Raw genomic sequence first — 17457 nt, 5'->3', positions numbered from 1 at the left:
GCACTTCGAGAGTATGAGACACACCGACGTTGTCAGGCCTGTTGTCGGTCGTGCCGGATATGGTGACTCGAAGGAGTCACGGGCGGTCGCAGACCGGGAGGACGGAGGCGTGGCTGTGCCGAGGAAAAGTCCGGTGGCAGCCTACCGCCCTATAGCAATCGATTTGTACGCTGGCGCGGGTGGTCTCTCGCTTGGAATGGAACAGGCCGGTTTCGATGTTGTCGCCGCCGTAGAGATGGATCCGATTCACGCGCTTACCCATCGATTCAATCTTCCCCATACGTCTGTAGTCACCCGCGACCTGAGTGAGGGCTCGGTCCGGGCGGTCGCGACACACGTGGTAGACGCAGCAAGAACGAATTGGCAGGCGCGGCATCCCCTAGGAGAGTTCCCAGGCGTCGACGCAGTGGTGGGCGGCCCTCCGTGCCAAGGGTTTTCAATTGGCGGCATACGCGATGCTCAGGACGAGCGCAACGGTCAGCTCCTGCGGTTCGTCGATCTTGTGGTTGAGATTCAGCCGAGGGTTTTCTGCTTGGAGAACGTTGCCGGATTGCTCCAACCTCGGTTCGAAGCCTTGCGCAAAGAGGTTTTAAGGAGGCTTGAGGTCGACGGTGGCTACGACGTAACCGGCTTGAACATGCCAGTTAATGCAGCGTCGTTCGGCGTGCCGCAGAATCGACGGCGAGTATTGATCTTGGGTTCCCGGGCAGGCGACGTACCAGTCCTCACACCTCCCGATGTCAGTCCAGTTACGGTGCGGGAAGCGCTGGAGGGATTGCCTGATCTCACAAGTTACCGACGGCTACTCTCCTCTGACGAGGTCGAGCTGACTTCCGAAGACCTCAGGCAGTTGCTGAGCGTTCGTTCCGAGTACGCTAGGCGACTCGTGGGCGTCGAATCTGACCCGAGCGACCGCAGTTGGCAACGAATCCATCACCCCGCCCGCCTGACAAACTCGCTTCGAACTGTTCACAGGCCCAAAACGGTCCAGCGTTTCTCGCGGACTCGTCACGGCAAAGTTGACGGGGTAAGTCACCTCTTCCGCCTAGATCCCGACGGACAATCTCGGACGCTTCGCGCTGGTACAGGCACCGACCGAGGTTCGCATACGTCACCCCGACCGATCCACCCGCATAAGAATCGGGTGATCACCGTCCGTGAAGCTGCGCGGCTGCATGGCTATCCCGATTGGTTCCGTTTCCATGGCACTAACTGGCATGGTCACCGTCAAGTGGGCAACAGCGTTCCCCCGCCGCTTGCCGCAGCCGCCGGCCGCGCGCTTTTGCAGGCCCTGCGTGTATCCGTTAGCAAACGGCCCATGAAACAAGTTGCGCTCGGCGACCCGGATTGGCTCTGGTACGGCCAGTTGGAGGCCTCTGAGGCCATGCGTAGTTAGTTCAACCCGAGGTGGTCCGAGAGTAGCGACCGGTGGACTTTCCATGCGATCCGCGAAATGGGACTCTTGGCGCATGCCCGAGACCACTTCGTGGGCGAGCAGCCCCACATCCCGGAAGGTGATGCAAGGGAATCGGTCTCGAGATACCAAACCCGAGCTGGCGGTCCGGAAGCTGCTCCACGCCATGGGCCTTCGCTACCGCGTCGGGATTCGGCCGGAGCCCGCGCTTAGGCGAACTGCCGACATCGTGTTCACCCGGCAGCGAATTGCGGTGTTCATCGATGGGTGCTTCTGGCACGGCTGCGTTCAGCATCGACCCACGCCGGCCAAGGCGAACTCGGAGTATTGGAGTAGGAAACTCGCCGGGAATATCCAGCGAGACGCAGACACAACTGCGCGTCTTGAGAGTTCGGGCTGGCGCGTAATGCGCTTCTGGGAGCATGATCCACCCGAGTCTGTGGCCGACCAGGTGATCGCGGCAGTCCGAGGTCATGAGCTTTCCAAAGCAGTCCCGAACCGGCGGTCAGACTAGTCCTCTTCCCCTGCCTGAGATCGGGGCGCCAGTGTCTCTCGTTGTCACGACGTTGTCACAACTCGCGGTCAACTTCTAGCGATCCGAGTGAGTCCACCCCGGTTCGCGTAGATCTATCCAGCTGGTCAGGGCTCCTATTACGTGCGCTGGTGGACGCACGTGGACCCGCGTATACGCAACGAATCGACTTCCCAAGCTGAATACGCGGGTTCGATTCCCGTCATCGGCTCGACCACCAGCGAGCGCCATCTGAGGGCAGCGCTTCGACGTACGGCCTCATCGACGGATGGTCGCTCTCGAACGCCGACTGCGCCCTGGCGGACGCCGGCTAATCCGCATACGCCAGTTCCCACGTTGCCCGACGCACCGGTCACCACTACTCGCGAAGGTCTTGATGGGCACGTGGATCGACGTCCGCCCAGATCGGTTGACGCCACTTACTTGTGTGGTTCAGCAGACCCTCGGGCGATAGACCGCGGAACCGCTGGCGGAGCCGTCACTGTCACCGTCGTCGTGCTGGTGACGGTGCTGGTCGACGGACTGGGCTCGACCGTCGTGGGAGGCGGCGGTGTGCTGGTCTCGGTGATCGTCACCGTCTCGGTCTGCGTCTCCACCGCCGGCGAACATCACCGCCGGTGAGCAGTACCACGGGACGGGCTCCGGCCGTGGGCCGTAGTTCGACATGGGACTCCGTTGCTGTTTCGGAGCGAAAGCTAGAATACGCGGATCCAGTCGACGAGCATATCCGCCGGATAGTTGCCTCCGGCGGGTTCGCGACCGCCGGAGCCGCCGACGGCGATGTTGAACACCGGCGCCATCGTGTAGCCCGGGTCGTTGAACGGCCACTCGGGCAGCGAATTCGACAGCACCGTGAAGAAGGGCTCCATTCCGGGCACGTAGTCCTTCCAGAAGTACATGCCTTCCGGCTTCCACGTCATGCGCCAGGTGTGCCAGTCACCGTCGACCGGGTGCTTGTATGTCTGGAACTGCGTGCCGTCCAACCGCGCGTGCACCGTGGTGCCCGACGGCCAGTCTCGGTTGCCGTACCACTCCACGAGGTCGACTTCACCGCCGCGAACCGGGTTGTCGTTGACCAACCAGAACGCCGGCCATGCGCCGTCGGTCAGGCAGTTGAGCTTGATGCGCGCCTCCCACGTCGTCCCCACGCCGCCGCGCCAGTTACCGATGATCTTGGCGCTGGCGTACCTCTCCTGGATGTTGGCGCCCGGACCGCGGGTGGCTCGGATGACCAGGTTGCCCATCCCGTCCTGGAAGACGTGTTCCTGGTCGGTGACGTAGCGGCCCATGTTGTAGGGCTTGTCCCATTCGACGGGATTTCGAATGGTCTCACGCACCGGAACGATGAACCAGGACGCGGGGTTCGGCGGCGAGCCGGCCGGCCCGTTGAACTCGTCGGCGAACAGTAGCCCCGGCCCTGGCGCGGCGGCGGCTACGGGAGCGCCCGGCCCGCCGGGTCCCGGAGGTGGACCGGGCGGCACATCGCCGATCACGGGTTGGGCCCCTGCCTTCGCAACCGGTAGTGCGGCAGCCGCCACACCGACCCCCAACATCAACATTGCGCTACGGCGATCCATATTCGGCACCCCCAAACCGTAAACGGAGTGCGTGTTTCTTCGGGCACCAACCCGCGATGTCCAGTGAATGGGCCAGTGGCCGTGTTCAGGATCGACCGGTCCGGCGCGAATTGCCGTCAGCGGAAGTATGTCTCCGAGCCGGTGGGATAGCCGCCACCGGTTGTCGTGATGTGCACGTGGTCGAAATGCCCGTTATCGAAGCCTCGCGGACCGTTGGGCGTGTAATAGACGCCCCGCCAGATGGCATCCTGCATACCGAACCGCTCGGCGTTCTTGATCACGTACGCGACGATCTGATTGCCCAGTGCGATACCCTCCGCGCTAGCCGGGTTGGGGATCATCACGTCCAGTGCCAGACCGTCGGGGTGCCATCTGAGGGCATCCGGGCGTACGCCGCCGATCTGCTGGATCTCGGGGAATACCGCACTGATCGCGCGGGCGGCCAGGATGGTCTTCACCTGCAACCCCTGCTCCGGCGCCACCCCGACCGGCAATGCGCGGTACGAGGCCCGATTGGCCACCTTCCAGTTCGCGACGGACACGGTCTCGTTCGGCGCGACCTTGAGGTCCACGGGGCCTCCGACCGCCCCCGCCGCCACGATCTCCAGGTCAATCTCCAGGTCGGACGGCGGCAGTTCGGCGGGCGGCAGTGGGGTGGGGGCGGGTGCGGCGACGGTTTCAGATTCTCGGTGCACATCGGCGCCGGCGGCGAGCACCACAGCCGCAGGGGCGGCGAGCATCGCCAACACAAGCGACGACGACGGAATCCGCCGATGCCCGCTGGGCTTCGAGTGCCTACCCACCCGAGCACTGTACGAAAAAACCTACGTCATGTCACGGGTCGGTCACGGAACGGTGACGAACCAGGCGTCACATGCCAGTCGAGCTCGAAAAGCGATCGCTCTACCGGCCGCAGTTCCCATGTGCCCATGTGCCCGGCGGGCCTACCCTCGGACCCATGCGGCCTACCACTGCGCTGGGCATCGTCTCGGTGATCCTCACCGTGAAGGCTGTGCTGATCGGGTGGGTCACCTGGGGACGCGCGCAGATGCTCGGCATCGAGTCGTCGGCGGGTCAGGCCGGGCTCACCGTCGCCACTGTCGCGCTGACGGTCGGCTTGCTGTGTGGCGTCGCCGGAGTGGTGCTGCGGCGCCGTGACCGCGGCGAGGACGCCTAGCTACGGGTACTGCGGTTGGTGGAAGCGGTTGATGATCGGCAGCCGGTCGATGATCCGGTCGCGTAACCGTGGCTGTTGCGGGGCGACGGGCGGAACGTATCCCGCCTGCGGCGGTGTGAACGCCGGAGCCACGGGTGCCGGCGGGACGTAGGCCGGTGCGGGCGGCGCGTACACCGGTGGGTCCGGCGGCACGTAGACCGGCGCCGGCGGCGGCGCCACCTCGGGTGCGGCGTACACCGGCTCGATGACCGGGGCGACCTCCGGTTCCGGGGCCGGCGCGGCGGGGGCCGTGTCCACCGCCGGGACGGCCGCCTCGGGCGGCGGTGCCGGCGGCGCCTGAGGTGGAGGCGGCGGCGCGGCCGGTTTCGGCGCCTTCTGGAGCGCCGCGGGACCGGGTGCGCTGATCGCGGCCTTGCCCTGATCGGAGGCACTGGCCACCTGGCGGGTCGCCGCGTCGTCGGACCGGATCTGCGGCGTCAACTCCAGGCCCAGCGCGACGGACACCGACACGACAAATGTGACGAGCGCTGCGCCCAGCACGGAGGTGAGTGCGGGGATCCGCCAGGCCAGCCACGGCCTCGGGTCGTAGGTGGTCACCTGAGCCAGCGGAAGCGGGGCGTGGGCGTGGACCCCGACAGACCCTTGAGCCGACGCCAAAGCCGCACCCCGCGCCAATGCTAGGTCGGCCTCTGCGGCAGACAGCACCGGAGCCGTAACCCGGCCGGCGAGCGCGGTGACCACCGCGTCGACATCGTCGGCCGAGCCCAGGACGTAGACCGCCTCGGGGTACCCCTCGGCCGAGTCGGCCGCCTCCTGCACCAGGCGAGCGAGCGGTCCGGCGCCGTCGCGGGCGACTTGGTCGACATGCACGGTGTCGGCGGTGACGAGCGCGACGAGCGCGACGTCGGGTTCGGCGACGCACACTGCGACTTCGGTGTGCGCGGCAAGGTCACCCAGTCCGGCGGCCAGCGCGGCGGCGGACTCCGCCGGAGAGAGCGCGACGACATTTTGCGCCCCTCTCGCGGTCAGGGCGGCCATCAGGGTGCTCGCCTGTTTGGCCATGCCGTCGGTCCAGGTCACCCCGACGGCCAACGGCAGCTGTCCCGGCGCCGCCGCGTACGGGCCCTCACCGGATACCGCCCTGACCAGTGCGTCGAGGCTGTCACCGGGAGCCGGCATGGCAAGCGTTCCACTGTCGACGGTGGCGCCGTCACCTGCCGCTCCTTCGACGAGCACGAAGCGAAGCGCCGCCGATGTCACCGACACGCCGAGTACTAGGTCCACTGATCGTTCCTCTGGTTGCACAATTGGGACTGACCATACCGCTGTGCGAGCGCGATTCAAGTTCGCCCCGGCAACGGTCCTGCGACCAGGGCTCAGCCGGCCTGCCAGAGACAGTTGCCGCTGAGATGGATCGTGAACATCACCGGCAGCACCTCGAATCGCAGCGGTTGTCCCGGCTCACCCTCGGCGACCTGCGGTTGCCCCACCTTCCCGGCGCTCACGACGGCAGCCTGCTCGGCACGGCACCGGGCGGCGGGATCCTGCGGGATCCCCGTCCACGGCCCCGACATCATCTCGGGGTGGCGCATCCCCTGCCCGTGCAGGTCGAGACCGTCGCCACCGGAGAACCAGCGGTTGCTCGACGGGTACGGTCCCCCTTGGACCTCCCAGCGGCTCGCGGTGCACTGCACGACGGTGTCGTCGGCGGTGTGCGACAACGCACCTTCCACCGCAGGTGGGCAGTCCGCTCCCGGCTGCGGGGTCGGCGGAGCGGCGTGCGCGGCGGCCGTGGCCGGCAGGCCCAGTACGGCAGCGCTGAGGGCCAGCGTGGCGAGCGTCCTTCGCTTCATCTCCCGATTGTCTCCGCGGCGGCCGTGGCGCTACACCTTCGTCAGATCGGTGCGCATGAGTTTGACCTGGTAGTCGCCCCACGTGGACAGGTTCCAGTAGAGGTACTTCTGGTCCTCGGCGCTGACGTTGTCCGTCGAGGACCACGGATGGATCATCGGCGCGTACAGCCCCGGCATCTTCGACGCCGACACCAGCGTGATCGGTGCCGACCACGGCCCCTCGGGTGAATCCGCCTTGCGCATCACGATGTTGTTGTTCTTGTCGCCGTACACCATGACGTACGTCGTCTCGTAGCTGTTGTACTGCACCGACATCTCACTGACCGTGGGATAGGTGGTGGTCTTGACCAGTCCGAAGAACCTCGTCGTGGTCGACGACGGCAGGATCGGCTTGGCGGCCGCCGGGTTGCCCGGCGTCCACGACGTCCCGTTCCAGTACTCGTATTTCGTCTTGTCGAGGATGTCGACTTCGGCGACCCGGGACACGTACGCCGTGCCCGCGCGTCCCGCCGGAGTGCCGTACGAGTAGATGTAGCCGTCGGTGATTTCCTGTCCCACCGTGTCTTTCAACGGCTTACCGGTGACGGGGTCCACCGTGTACTTGCGGACGTAGGCTCCCTGCTGGAAGTTCTGATCGCCGTTGACGAACGGCAGAACCGTGCGACCGGCGGCGGACGGACGTACCGACGACTCCGGCACCACGGTCCAGTTCTGGCCGTTGTCGTCGGAATACGCGATGGCCGAGTAATTGGTCGTCCAGCGGCCGGGCGTATCCCAGGACTTCACGGCCATGTAGTTGATGTACTGCCGCGTCGTGCCGTCCTTGCCGGCACCGGGCACCGAGATCGCCGCCGTCGGGATCATCGTCACTTCCGGTCCGACGCCGTAGTGGTAGTTTCCGATGATCTCGCGCGAGAAGTTCGGGTCAGTCATCGGGGAGCCGCTGTACATGCCGGGGTCGTGCGGTATGCCGTCGGGGATGTACATGCCGTTGGACAGCATCGTGTCGGTGCTGCGCAACAGCGCGTTCATCCGCCACACGCCGGTGCGGACCGGCGTTCGGTTGCTGAACGTGTCGCCGAACGCGATGAGCACCTGATGTTCGTTGACCGCGGTGGTCGGGTTGTCGGGAATCCCGTTGTCCCACATGATGCCCAGGTCCGTACCGCCGATCCCGAAGCGGGTGGTGGTGTTGTTCAGGCCGCCGGGACCGGTAACGTTCGTGATCCGCACGGTGTTCCCGCTGACGGTGACCGGGGTGACCTTGTAGTCCTTGGCCGGGTCGTACGGAGCCGTGGCGGCCAGGGACACGGTGGGGGCGCTCGTCGAGACGGAACTCGTCGCCAGTGACCGGTCGAGTTCGCGTCGCGAGCCCAGCGCCAGCAAGGCGCTCAGCGCCCATGCCGGGCTGGGTACTGACGGCAGGTTGCGCAACGAACCGAGGCCGAATGCGGCGAGCAACCGGTTGATGACCGGAGCGGGGTCGCGTGCCGCGGTGGGTGTGGTGATCGCCGTGATGGTCGCCGTGGCCTGCGGCACCACCGACTGCACCACCTCCTCGACGTTGTCGACGAGCACCGTCCGCGCCGCTGCGGCGGGATGTTCGGTGGCCTTCTGCGCCGCCGCATCGACGACGGTACGGTCGACACCCACTGTCTTGGAGAGGGTTACGGGCTCCTCGGGTTTTGACGACTTCGCGGCTTCCAGCGCGTCGCCCGCACGATCGCGCGACTGACGCTTCAGGGCGACTGGATCGACGGCCGCAAGTTTCGCGTCGGAATCCGTGCCCTTGGCCCCCTTCTCGTCCACGACCGGTTCCTCGCCGACCGGTTCCTCGCCGACCGGTTCCTCCACGACCGGTTCCTCGCCGTCGTCGTCACGCTTCTCCAGATCGGCGGGCCCGTCGTTCTCGGCCTCGTCGTTCTCGGCCTCGTCGTTCTCGGCCTCGTCGGTATCGGCCTCGTCGGTATCGGCGGCGTCCGACTGCTGCATCGAATCACCATGTTCCGCAGCAGGTTTCGGTCCGTCGTCGGATGGAGCCTGCGACGACGACTCTCCCCCGGTTCCGGCGATCGCCGTTCCCGGGGGCCCGATCATCACTGCGGCGCCCACCCCCAGTGCCACCGCCAAGCCGCCGACACGGCCTATGTACGCCGAAGCATCCATCGCTTTTCCCCTTGAAGATGCATCCCCCGACGCCATCCGAATCACCACGGCACTGCTTCCGTGGTCCACTGACGATAGCGGCAAATTTGCTTGAAGTCGCAATTTCCGCCAGAGATTTTCGTTTCCCCACTTGCGGATTGCTGATCACCGCTCGGACGCGCCAGGCGCGACACCCATTGATCGCTGTCCGCACAATGAAGCCGACCTGTCGCTGCGGCGCACAGATTCTGCCATCTGACCGCCTCCGGATAGTCCGACCACCACCTCACGCAGTGCGACTGCGGACCAGCGTCCAGTGGTTGCCCTCGCTATCACGGCGGTACGACAGCTCGTCGAGCACCCGGTGCGCGATGGCCAGGCCACGCCCACGATCGGACAACTCCTCGGGCATGCTGACCTCCTCGAGGTCGACCGGCGAGGGGTGGCCATCGTCGAAGAAGGTGGTGCGCACTGCGTCCACGTCGAGCGTCACCTCCATACGCATCCGGACGGGGTCACCCCCGCCTGAATGCTCGATGATGTTGGCCGCGATCTCGCCGACCGCGAGATCGACATGGATGCGCACCATGTCTTCTACGTCGTGTTCGGCCCACAGCGTGTCGAGTGTGCGCTGAACGGCGTCGAGGGTGTCCGGCCCCGTCGTGGTCTCAAGTACCACCGACGAATCAGGCGTCGCCATCGAAGGCGCCGTCAGCCGAATCATAGGTACTGAGAACGCGATTCAGATTGGTCAGTTCCAACACCGTGGTCACCTGCTTGGTCGGCGAGGCGATCCGGAGGTCGCCGCCGGCCTGCCTGGCTACCTTGAGGCCGGAGATCAGCGCGCCGAGGCCCGAGCTGTCGATGAATTCGGTCGTGCTGAGGTCGACGACGACACGGGTACTGCCGCCGTCGACGAGCTCGTGGATCTGCTTGCGCAGCGCCGGTGCGGCCACCATGTTCAAGCGCCCCTCCGGCCGGATCACCAGAACACCGGAATCGGTCGTCCGGGTCGCGTAGTTGCTCATCACACTCCTTGGTCCCGGCGCCCGCGGTAACGCACCGCCTGGAACACCACGCTCAGAATCAACAGGTCGAACAGCACCCAGAAGAGGTTCACTCCCACACCCAGTACGGAGATCGCGCCGAAGTACAGCTGCACGATGCCGATGACCGACGCGATCACCAGCATCGCTATGGCGGCCAGCTGCCACTTCACCAGATGCCACGGGATTGCCGTAGCCTCCTGCCGTGTCTTCGGGGTGACCGCGAAACCCAGCGGTCGACCGAACACCACGTTGAGGAAGGCCGTGTAACACGCCCGAATCCACACCGGGAACAGCGCGAGGCTGTACTGCTGACCCCGCCAGGTGGGTGTGCCGCGGCTGATGATGATGAACATCAACTGGTTGAGCACCAGGAACGGGATCAGCCGGCCGAAGAAGTCCCAACTGTAGGCGGTCACCGGCATGATGCCGAAGATCAGGTAGATCGCGGGCGCGGCGATGTAGGCCAGCGCGGCGAAGCCGGCCAGGTAGCTGTACATCGTCGCCCAGTACATGAGTTTCTGTCCGATGGAGAGCCCCTTCTGGACGAACGGGTTCTCCCGGAGCATCACCTGGACGGTTCCCTGTGCCCAGCGCAGCCGCTGCGTCAGCATGGTGCGCACGTCGTCGGGCGCCAGGCCGCGGGCGAGGACTTCGTGGTGGTAGACCGATTTCCAGCCCAGTGCGTGCAATCTCATACACGTCGCCATGTCCTCGGTGACCGAGATGGTCGCCATCGGCAGCATGGGTTGGGCCTCGTCGTCGCGCCCAACGTCGACGGCGCGGATCATCGCACCGATCGATTCGATGGCACCGAGCGGTGACCACTCCCGGCCGGCCAGCGACTCCAGCGCTTCGTCGTCGAACACCACTGTCGTCGCGGTATTCTGGGGGCTCGCGCTGAGCGCGGTGATGACCTCCAGATCGGCGCGGATGGCGGTGACGTCGGCGTCGACCACCGTGCGCGCCGCCGCGTCGACACGCTGCTGGAAGCCGAACGTGATGTCGGCCAGGGCACGCTTCTCGCGCAGCTGGCCGCGCGCGTCGCGTACCGCCTTTACCACCGACTCCAGCGCCTTCTGGACCTCGGGTTGGTCACCGCCGGGCTGTTTGCGCGCCGACTTGATCATCTTGCCGGCCGCGTAGAGCGTCCGACGGACACCTTCTTCGACGGCCCGAACATACCCGCGAACCCCAAGGCGCATCAACGCTTCCCGGCGCAGCACCGCGTTTGACCCGCAGAAGTAGGCGGCGTTCCATCCGTCCTTGCCCTGCTGAATCGGCCCGTAGAACAGCGGCGCCTGGCTTCCCAGCGGGTCACTGAACGGCACGTTGTGGAAATACTGCGGTGTCTGCACCAGCGCCATGTAGGGGTCGCGGAAATACCCGAGCGTCTTGTCGAGGATGTCCGGTTCGGGCACCTGATCGGCGTCGAGTACGAGGATGTACTCGCCGTGTGTCTGGAACAGCGCATTGTTGAGATTGCCGGCCTTGGCATGCCGCGGCTTGTCCGACGTCCAACTCGACGATCGGGTGAGGTAACCGATGCCGCGCTCGGCCGCCGCTTCGGCCAGGTCGTGGCGGTCGCCGTCGTCCAGGATCCACGTCGAGTGCGGGAAGCGGATCCGCTCGGCGGCCTCGGCCGTCTCCAGCACCATGTCGATCGGTTCGTTGTAGGTGGTGATGAAGACGTCGACGGTCGCGTCGTCGGGCGGCGGCGGCGGCGGGTTGCGATGCAACATCTTCCACATCGTCATCCCGAACAGCAGCGAGTCGATGACGCTGTAGGTCTCGGCGATCACCAGCGGCACCGCGATCCACCAGGCCGCCCAGTTGATCGACTCGAGCCAGCGCCAGACGATGTAGTTGACGCCCAGCAGCGCGGTGCAGAGGATCAGCAACCGCAACCATGGCGACGGGTACGTGCCGGTACGGGTGTCGGGCAGCTGGTGCCTCACGTGGTCGGCTCTCGGCGCACTGCCACGAGCGTGACGTCGTCCAGCGGTGATTTCTCGGCGACCAGCGCGCGGGCGCGGCCGCACAGGTCGGCGGGTTCGGCGTGGTGGGCGACGAAGCGCAGCGCCGGCAGCACATCGCTGCCGTCGCCGACCAGGTCGAGCACACCGTCGGATGCCACGATCAGGGTGTCGCCCTCGCCGAGTGTCGTCTCGCCGCACGCCCATGTCTCCTCGGGTAGCACACCGAGCGGGAGGCCGGCGCTGTCGAGTCCGTCGACGCGGCCGTCGGCGCGCACTACCACCGCGAACCCATGGCCGGCGTCGACGTAGCGCACAGTTCCGGTCGCGGTGTCGAGGTGGCAGTGGAACAGCGTGACGAAGGTGTCGGTGCTGCCGAGGTCTTCGGCCAACTGTAGGGCGACGGAGTTGACGACGTCGTCGGGAGACAGCGTGCATTCGGCGCGGTCGACCGCGCGGGCCGCGCCGCGCAGCGCGGAGCGGACACTGGCGGCCAGGATCGCGGCGCCCAGACCCTTGCCCATCACGTCGGCCACGGTGAACACCGCGCCGCCCTCGATCCGGTAGTGATCGTAGAAGTCACCGCCGACAGCGTTGGCGGGCAGGCACATTGCGCACACCGAATAGCCGGGCAGATCGCCGAGCGCGCGTGGCAGCAGGTGTCGCTGAACCTCGGCGGCGCGTTCGATGTCGTCGCCTTGTTCGATTTCGCTTTGCGCCCAGGAGGCGAGCCCGGTGAACGTCGACAGCTCCGCTTCGCTCAGCGCTCGCGGTTCGGTGTCGTAGATGCAGAAGGTGCCGACGGGGTGCCCGCCGGGTCCGTAGAGCGGGTAACCGGCGTAGAACCGGATGCCGCCCGGACCTCCGATTCCTGGAATCATCGCGAACTCCGGTCTGGCGGCGGCATCTTCGATGATCAGCGCCGGACTGTCCGGTTGCTCGTAGCTGCGGGCGATGGTCGCCTGACAGATCGTCCTGCCACGCGGCTTGGATCCCATGCCGAGGCCGTCGGCCTGTTTGAACCACTGCCGGTCCCGGTCGACGAGGGCGACAGCCGCCATCGGGATACCGAAGACGTAGCGCGCCATGCGGGTGATCCGGGCGAAGCGTTCCTCGGGCGGGGTGTCGAGCAGGTGCAACTGAGCCAGGGAGCGGACGCGTTCGTCCTCCACCTCCGGCGGCAGGGCATACGGCGACTCCACCGGCTCGACGGTCACGGCGTCACCACCCGCAGCGCGTCGGCCATCGCCCGCAAAGCGTCGGCCATCGCCGCCGTCGCCGCCGGTGTGCTGGTGATCCGCCAGTCGGTCTCCTTGTCGTGGTCGAACCAGACGACGGCGTCGATGTCGCGCTGTGCGCCAGCCCATTCGACGAACGCACAGATCCAGTCGGCCTTGTCGCCGCCGTCTTCAGCACAGCCGACCTCGGCGATCATCATGGGGCGGTCGGTCAGCGCACGGACCTCGGTGACAGCGGGTTCGAAGAGCTCGACAGGAGGCGTCCACCGACTCCATGGACGTGTCGTTCCCCAGTTGTAGCCGTCTATGCCGACGATGTCGACGTGGTCGTCGCCGGGGAACCATGCCCGCAGAGGCACATCACCGCGGGCGGTCGCATCCGGCGACCACACCCACTGCACGTTCGTCGCGCCGGCGCGGCAGAACAGGTCGTGAGTGTGCCGCCAGGCGGCCACATAGGTGTCCGGTGTCGTACCGTGGCGGGGCGTCCACGGGTACCAGTCGCCATTGAACTCGTGCGCGAACCGGAGATGCACCGGTGTGCCGATGCCGCCGAGTGCGGCCGCCCAGGCGAACAGGTAGTCGTCGTGCCGGCCCCCCGCGATCTCGGACACCGTTGGCGTACCGGACCCCGTCACGTCGGTACGCCACAGCCACGGCTCCCAGGTGATCACCGCGGTGGCGCCGGTGGCATCAACCTTCGCCACCCCGCTCACCGGCGGGGGGGCCGCGAAGTCCTCGTACCAGAGGACCAGATCCGCATGGCGGCCGACGGCGGCGCCGGTGGCGGCGACCTCGTCGAGACCGAACACTCCCGCAGGAGTGCTCAGCCCCAGCAGCACACGCGCATCCATACCCACCCCGCCGCTCACCGAACCCCGGTCAACCTTAAGCGAAATCGTGAACCGCTGTCGGACAATCGCCAGGAAGGTGGATCAGCGTTCGGTGGGTGCGCCGGGATGGTGGTCTGAACGGCCGGCGGCAGATGACCTGGCAACCTCAGACTCCCGGGCCGGCTTGTCGTTTTCGGCCAGGAGGCTGCCGGCGGGCGTCAGTTGCCGGGCACCCGGATCGGTATCGGGATCGGGAGGAACGGCACGGTCACATACGTCGTCGTCAACGTCGGCTCGGTGGTCCCGGGTCGCGCGGTGGTGGTCGTCCGCGGCCGGGTCGTCGTCGTGGTCGGGGTCGTTGTCGGCCGGGTCGTTGTCGGCCGGGTCGTCGTGGTCGGGGTCGTCGTGGTCTGGGTCGTCGTGGTCTGGGTCGCCGTGGTCTGGGTCGCCGCCGTCGTAGTGGTGGTCGTGGTCGTGGTGGTCGTGGTCGTGGGGGGCGGCGTGGTTGTGGTGGTGGTCGAAGTCTGGGATGGCGGCGGTGGCGCCGGCGCAACGGCCGACGGCGGTGGTGGTGGTGCTGGCGGCGCGGTGGTGACCGAGACAACGGGGGGTGGCGGCGCGGCCGACGCCTCCGGCAGGGGTGGGCTCGCGGGCAGGCGCTTGGTCTCGAACTCGGTGACCGGTGTGCTGTCGGTCGAGGTCCCGGTCAGTGCGTAGGCGACACCGCCGACGGCGATCGCCGCGACCACCGCCGCGGCGCCGAATGCCAACTGCGGTAGATGCCAACCGCGCCGGCGTTCCTCTGGCTCGGCGGCAGGCAGGTACTGCACGCCGGGCCGGGCGCCGGTGGCCACGGGCCCATAGGGGTTGTAGGGCTCGTAGGTGTCGTCACCGGTGTAGGGCACCGGTTCATCGGACGTCGTGTCGTCCTGCGACCAGGCCAGTGCGCCGAAGGTCCCCGACCCCGGTGCGTCGTTGATCATCGCGGTGACGGGTGCAGCGGCCGCCATCCCCGTCGGCGCCTCCGCCGCCGTTGTGTACACGGCGAACAACGCAGCACCGACCGCCGCGTCCAGGGCCGGCTGCCGCGTGCTCACCACGGGAACGCGGGTGTGCGCCGAGAGTTGCTGGGTGACCAGCGGGATACTCGCCCCGCCTCCGATGGTGACGACCGCCGACACGCCGGCCCATCCGATGCGGGTGCGCTCGAGTGCCGCGTCGAGCGCGGTCAGCACCCCGGCCAGCGGTTGCTGCAGCATCTCCTCGAGTTCGGTTCGGGTGATCCGGATCGTGGCGCGGAAGCCGGGCAGCTCGGCGGCCAGGTCGGCGGCGGTCACCGCCGACAGCCGCTCCTTGGCGTCGCGGCACTGTTCGCGCAGCCGGGTCAGCGATCCGACCGCCGCGGTGCGCGCCGGGTCCACACCGCCGGCGTCGGTGATCCCTGTCAGCACGTGGGTGAGCAGCGCCTGATCGATCAGGTCACCGGAGAACTCGGCGAACCGGGTGGTCTCGTCGACCGGCGCGAAACCCGCCGCGGCGTCCGCGAGCGTGATGCTGGTGCCGCTGCCGCCGAAGTCCAGCAGCGCCACCACACCGTCGGTCGGCAGTCCTGGGTTGGCGTGCAACGCGGTCAGCGAGGCGACCGCGTCGGAGACCAAGCGGGCGGGGCTGCCGTTCGGGGTGAAGACGGGATTGGTACGCAGAGCGTTGCGCAGTGCGTAGACCGTGGCGGTACCCCAGTGCGCGGGCACGGCGATGGCGATGTCACCGGTGCCCGTCACGCCGCTGGCCGTCGCATCGGCGGCCTCGGTCATCGCGTCGAGCGCCTCGACGAGCAGCGTCTCGGCGCGGTAGGAGGTGCCGTCGGCGGCCACCAGAGGCACCGGGTCGCCGACTCGCTCGACGAAGCCGTCGAGGACCACGCCCGGTCCGCCCGGCACGCCGACCTGCGGCGTGCGATCGCCGAACAGGCTCAGCGTCGAACGCCGTATGACGGGGGGGCTGCCGACTCGGGCCGCGACCAGGTTCGTGGTCCCGATCGACAAGCCCAACGGGTCGCTCATCAGGTCACCACCCTAGTGCCACCGACACCCCGTGACCGGCAACCCCTCGTTTCGGCCGGTTCGCCCGGGGGAAAACCGTCGCATGACGTCACTCTGGCTGGCGGGCCGTGCTGAACCGGCCCTTCCGCCCAACCCTCTCGACGAAACCAACCGCTCCGCCGACGTGGTGGTGGTCGGCGCCGGGCTCACCGGATTGATCACCGCCGTCCTGCTGGCCCGCGCCGGCCGCGACGTGATGGTGCTCGAAGCGTTCCGCCCCGGCGCGGGCGCGACGGGCAACACCACCGCGAAGATCAGCCTGCTGCAGGGCACGAAGATGTCGAAGATCGTCGGCAAGCACGGCGCGGGCATCGCGAGGAAGTACGTCGAGGGCAACCTCGAAGGCCAGGAGTGGCTGATCCATCGTTGCGAGGCGCACGGCATCTCGGTGCAACGCGAAGACGCCTTCACCTTTGCACAGTCGGAGAAGGGGCTGCCCGGGGCACGAGCGGAGCTGGAGGCTTGTCAGGCAGCCGGTCTGGGCGCCGAATGGGTCGACCACGCCGACGTGCCCTTCGCATTCAAAGGCGGTGTCCGGCTGGCCGATCAGGCTCAGTTCGACCCGATGCCGTTGTTGGACAGCCTGATCGTCGAACTCGACGAGCGGGGCGGCCGACTCGCCCAGGGCGCGCGGGTGCAGCGGGTCTCGGGTACCGATGACGGTCTCACGCTGCACGTGCGAACTTCTGAGGGCCACGAGTTCGACGTCGACTCACGGCAGTGCGTACTCACCACGGGCATCCCGATCCTCGACCGGGGCGGGTTCTTCGCCCGCCTCAAACCGTCTCGGTCCTACTGCATGGCCTACAAGGTCCCCGGCACCATCACCCGCGGCATGTACCTGTCCACCGACTCCCCCACCCGGTCGGTCCGTTACGCGCCGACCCCCGACGGTGATCGGCTGATCGTCGGCGGCGCCGGTCATCCGGTCGGCCGCGAGAAACATCCGTCGTCCTCGGTGCAGGAACTCGATTCGTGGGCCAAACAGCACTATCCGGGTGCGATGCAGACGAACTACTGGTCCGCACAGGATTACACGCCGGTCGACGAGTTGCCCTACGTCGGCCCGATTCTGCCGGGACAGGACAAGATCTACGTAGCAACGGGTTTCGACAAATGGGGCATGACCAACGGCACGGCCGCGGCGCTCGCCCTTGCCGGCAGTATCCTTGGCGGCCGGATGGACTGGGCCGATGCGTTCGCCAGTTGGAGCCCGCACGAGCTGTCGGGCATCCCGAAGGCGGTGCAGGCCAACGTCGAGGTGGGGATCAACCTGGCCAAGGGATGGATCACGCCGGTGACGCGGATCGTCAACCACACGCCCGACTCCGGTGGCGTGGTCAGCGGACCGCCGTGGGCGCTGGAGGCGCGCAGTGTCGTCGACGGGGTGGAACGCCGGCTCTCACCGGTGTGCCCGCACCTCGGCGGCATCGTCAACTGGAACGACTCCGACGAGTCATGGGAATGCCCGCTGCACGGGTCGCGTTTCGCGCCGGACGGGACCCTACTCGAGGGTCCCGCGACGCGTGACCTCACGAGATATCTCTGACTACGACGGCATGGC

General features: G+C 67.2%; 15 protein-coding genes. 4 read left to right on the top strand and 11 right to left on the bottom strand.

What is annotated here, in order from left to right:
- Nucleotides 1-13: 13 nt before the first annotated feature.
- Both G6N07_RS00760 and G6N07_RS00755 read left to right on the top strand, forming a co-directional pair.
- Nucleotides 14-1396, top strand: a complete 1383-nt coding sequence (locus G6N07_RS00760; RefSeq protein WP_085189400.1) for a DNA cytosine methyltransferase — start codon at nt 14-16, stop codon at nt 1394-1396.
- Nucleotides 1397-1439: 43 nt separating this feature from the next.
- The gene (locus G6N07_RS00755) at nt 1440-1928 is read left to right on the top strand and encodes a very short patch repair endonuclease (RefSeq protein ID WP_099050176.1); all 489 of its coding nucleotides are present in this window, start codon (nt 1440-1442) and stop codon (nt 1926-1928) included.
- A 713-nt stretch (nt 1929-2641) separates the two neighbouring features.
- Here G6N07_RS00755 and G6N07_RS00750 read toward each other — a convergent pair.
- Together G6N07_RS00750 and G6N07_RS00745 are read right to left on the bottom strand one after the other, a co-directional pair.
- On the bottom strand, nt 2642-3523 hold the full coding sequence (locus tag G6N07_RS00750) for a glycoside hydrolase family 16 protein (RefSeq protein WP_085189396.1): 882 nt from the start codon (nt 3521-3523) through the stop codon (nt 2642-2644).
- A 116-nt stretch (nt 3524-3639) separates the two neighbouring features.
- Nucleotides 3640-4326, bottom strand: a complete 687-nt coding sequence (locus tag G6N07_RS00745) for a VldE C-terminal domain-containing protein (RefSeq protein ID WP_179959931.1) — start codon at nt 4324-4326, stop codon at nt 3640-3642.
- Between the two features lie 155 nt (nt 4327-4481).
- Here G6N07_RS00745 and G6N07_RS00740 point away from each other — a divergent pair, with 155 nt between their 5' ends.
- The gene (locus G6N07_RS00740; RefSeq protein WP_133055520.1) at nt 4482-4700 is read left to right on the top strand and encodes a hypothetical protein; all 219 of its coding nucleotides are present in this window, start codon (nt 4482-4484) and stop codon (nt 4698-4700) included.
- Here the strand turns inward: G6N07_RS00740 and G6N07_RS00735 are convergent, their stop codons facing one another.
- From G6N07_RS00735 to G6N07_RS00695, 9 genes are all read right to left on the bottom strand, one after another.
- Complete coding sequence (locus G6N07_RS00735; protein WP_085189392.1) at nt 4701-5984, bottom strand: DUF7159 family protein; 1284 nt, start codon at nt 5982-5984, stop codon at nt 4701-4703. It lies immediately after the preceding gene.
- 92 nt (nt 5985-6076) lie between these two features.
- Nucleotides 6077-6553 (bottom strand): hypothetical protein, encoded by a 477-nt coding sequence (locus tag G6N07_RS00730; RefSeq protein ID WP_085189390.1) that lies wholly within the window; start codon nt 6551-6553, stop codon nt 6077-6079.
- Between the two features lie 30 nt (nt 6554-6583).
- The gene (locus tag G6N07_RS00725) at nt 6584-8719 is read right to left on the bottom strand and encodes a DUF4185 domain-containing protein (protein WP_085189388.1); all 2136 of its coding nucleotides are present in this window, start codon (nt 8717-8719) and stop codon (nt 6584-6586) included.
- 265 nt (nt 8720-8984) lie between these two features.
- Nucleotides 8985-9398: an ATP-binding protein gene (locus G6N07_RS00720; protein ID WP_085189386.1), complete on the bottom strand. Its 414-nt coding sequence runs from the start codon at nt 9396-9398 to the stop codon at nt 8985-8987.
- Entirely contained in the window at nt 9385-9726 is a 342-nt protein-coding gene (locus G6N07_RS00715) for an STAS domain-containing protein (protein WP_085189384.1), read from the bottom strand. The genes G6N07_RS00720 and G6N07_RS00715 overlap by 14 nt, the downstream gene beginning before the upstream one ends.
- Entirely contained in the window at nt 9726-11702 is a 1977-nt protein-coding gene (locus G6N07_RS00710; protein WP_085189382.1) for a glycosyltransferase family 2 protein, read from the bottom strand. Before G6N07_RS00710 ends, G6N07_RS00715 begins: the two co-directional genes overlap by 1 nt.
- Entirely contained in the window at nt 11699-12937 is a 1239-nt protein-coding gene (locus tag G6N07_RS00705; RefSeq protein WP_085189380.1) for a PP2C family protein-serine/threonine phosphatase, read from the bottom strand. Before G6N07_RS00705 ends, G6N07_RS00710 begins: the two co-directional genes overlap by 4 nt.
- On the bottom strand, nt 12934-13830 hold the full coding sequence (locus tag G6N07_RS00700; protein WP_235849652.1) for a glycoside hydrolase family 26 protein: 897 nt from the start codon (nt 13828-13830) through the stop codon (nt 12934-12936). Before G6N07_RS00700 ends, G6N07_RS00705 begins: the two co-directional genes overlap by 4 nt.
- A 179-nt stretch (nt 13831-14009) precedes the next feature.
- Nucleotides 14010-15854, bottom strand: coding sequence for an Hsp70 family protein (locus tag G6N07_RS00695; RefSeq protein WP_085189377.1), 1845 nt, complete (start codon nt 15852-15854; stop codon nt 14010-14012).
- Nucleotides 15855-15936: 82 nt separating this feature from the next.
- Between G6N07_RS00695 and G6N07_RS00690 the strand changes: the two genes are divergently transcribed.
- Nucleotides 15937-17442, top strand: a complete 1506-nt coding sequence (locus G6N07_RS00690) for an FAD-dependent oxidoreductase (protein ID WP_085189375.1) — start codon at nt 15937-15939, stop codon at nt 17440-17442.
- The last annotated feature ends 15 nt before the right edge of the window (nt 17443-17457 follow it).

Origin of the sequence: Mycolicibacterium doricum (assembly GCF_010728155.1) — a bacterium.
GTDB lineage: Bacteria > Actinomycetota > Actinomycetes > Mycobacteriales > Mycobacteriaceae > Mycobacterium > Mycobacterium doricum.
This window is presented reverse-complemented; position numbering and strand designations above follow the sequence as displayed.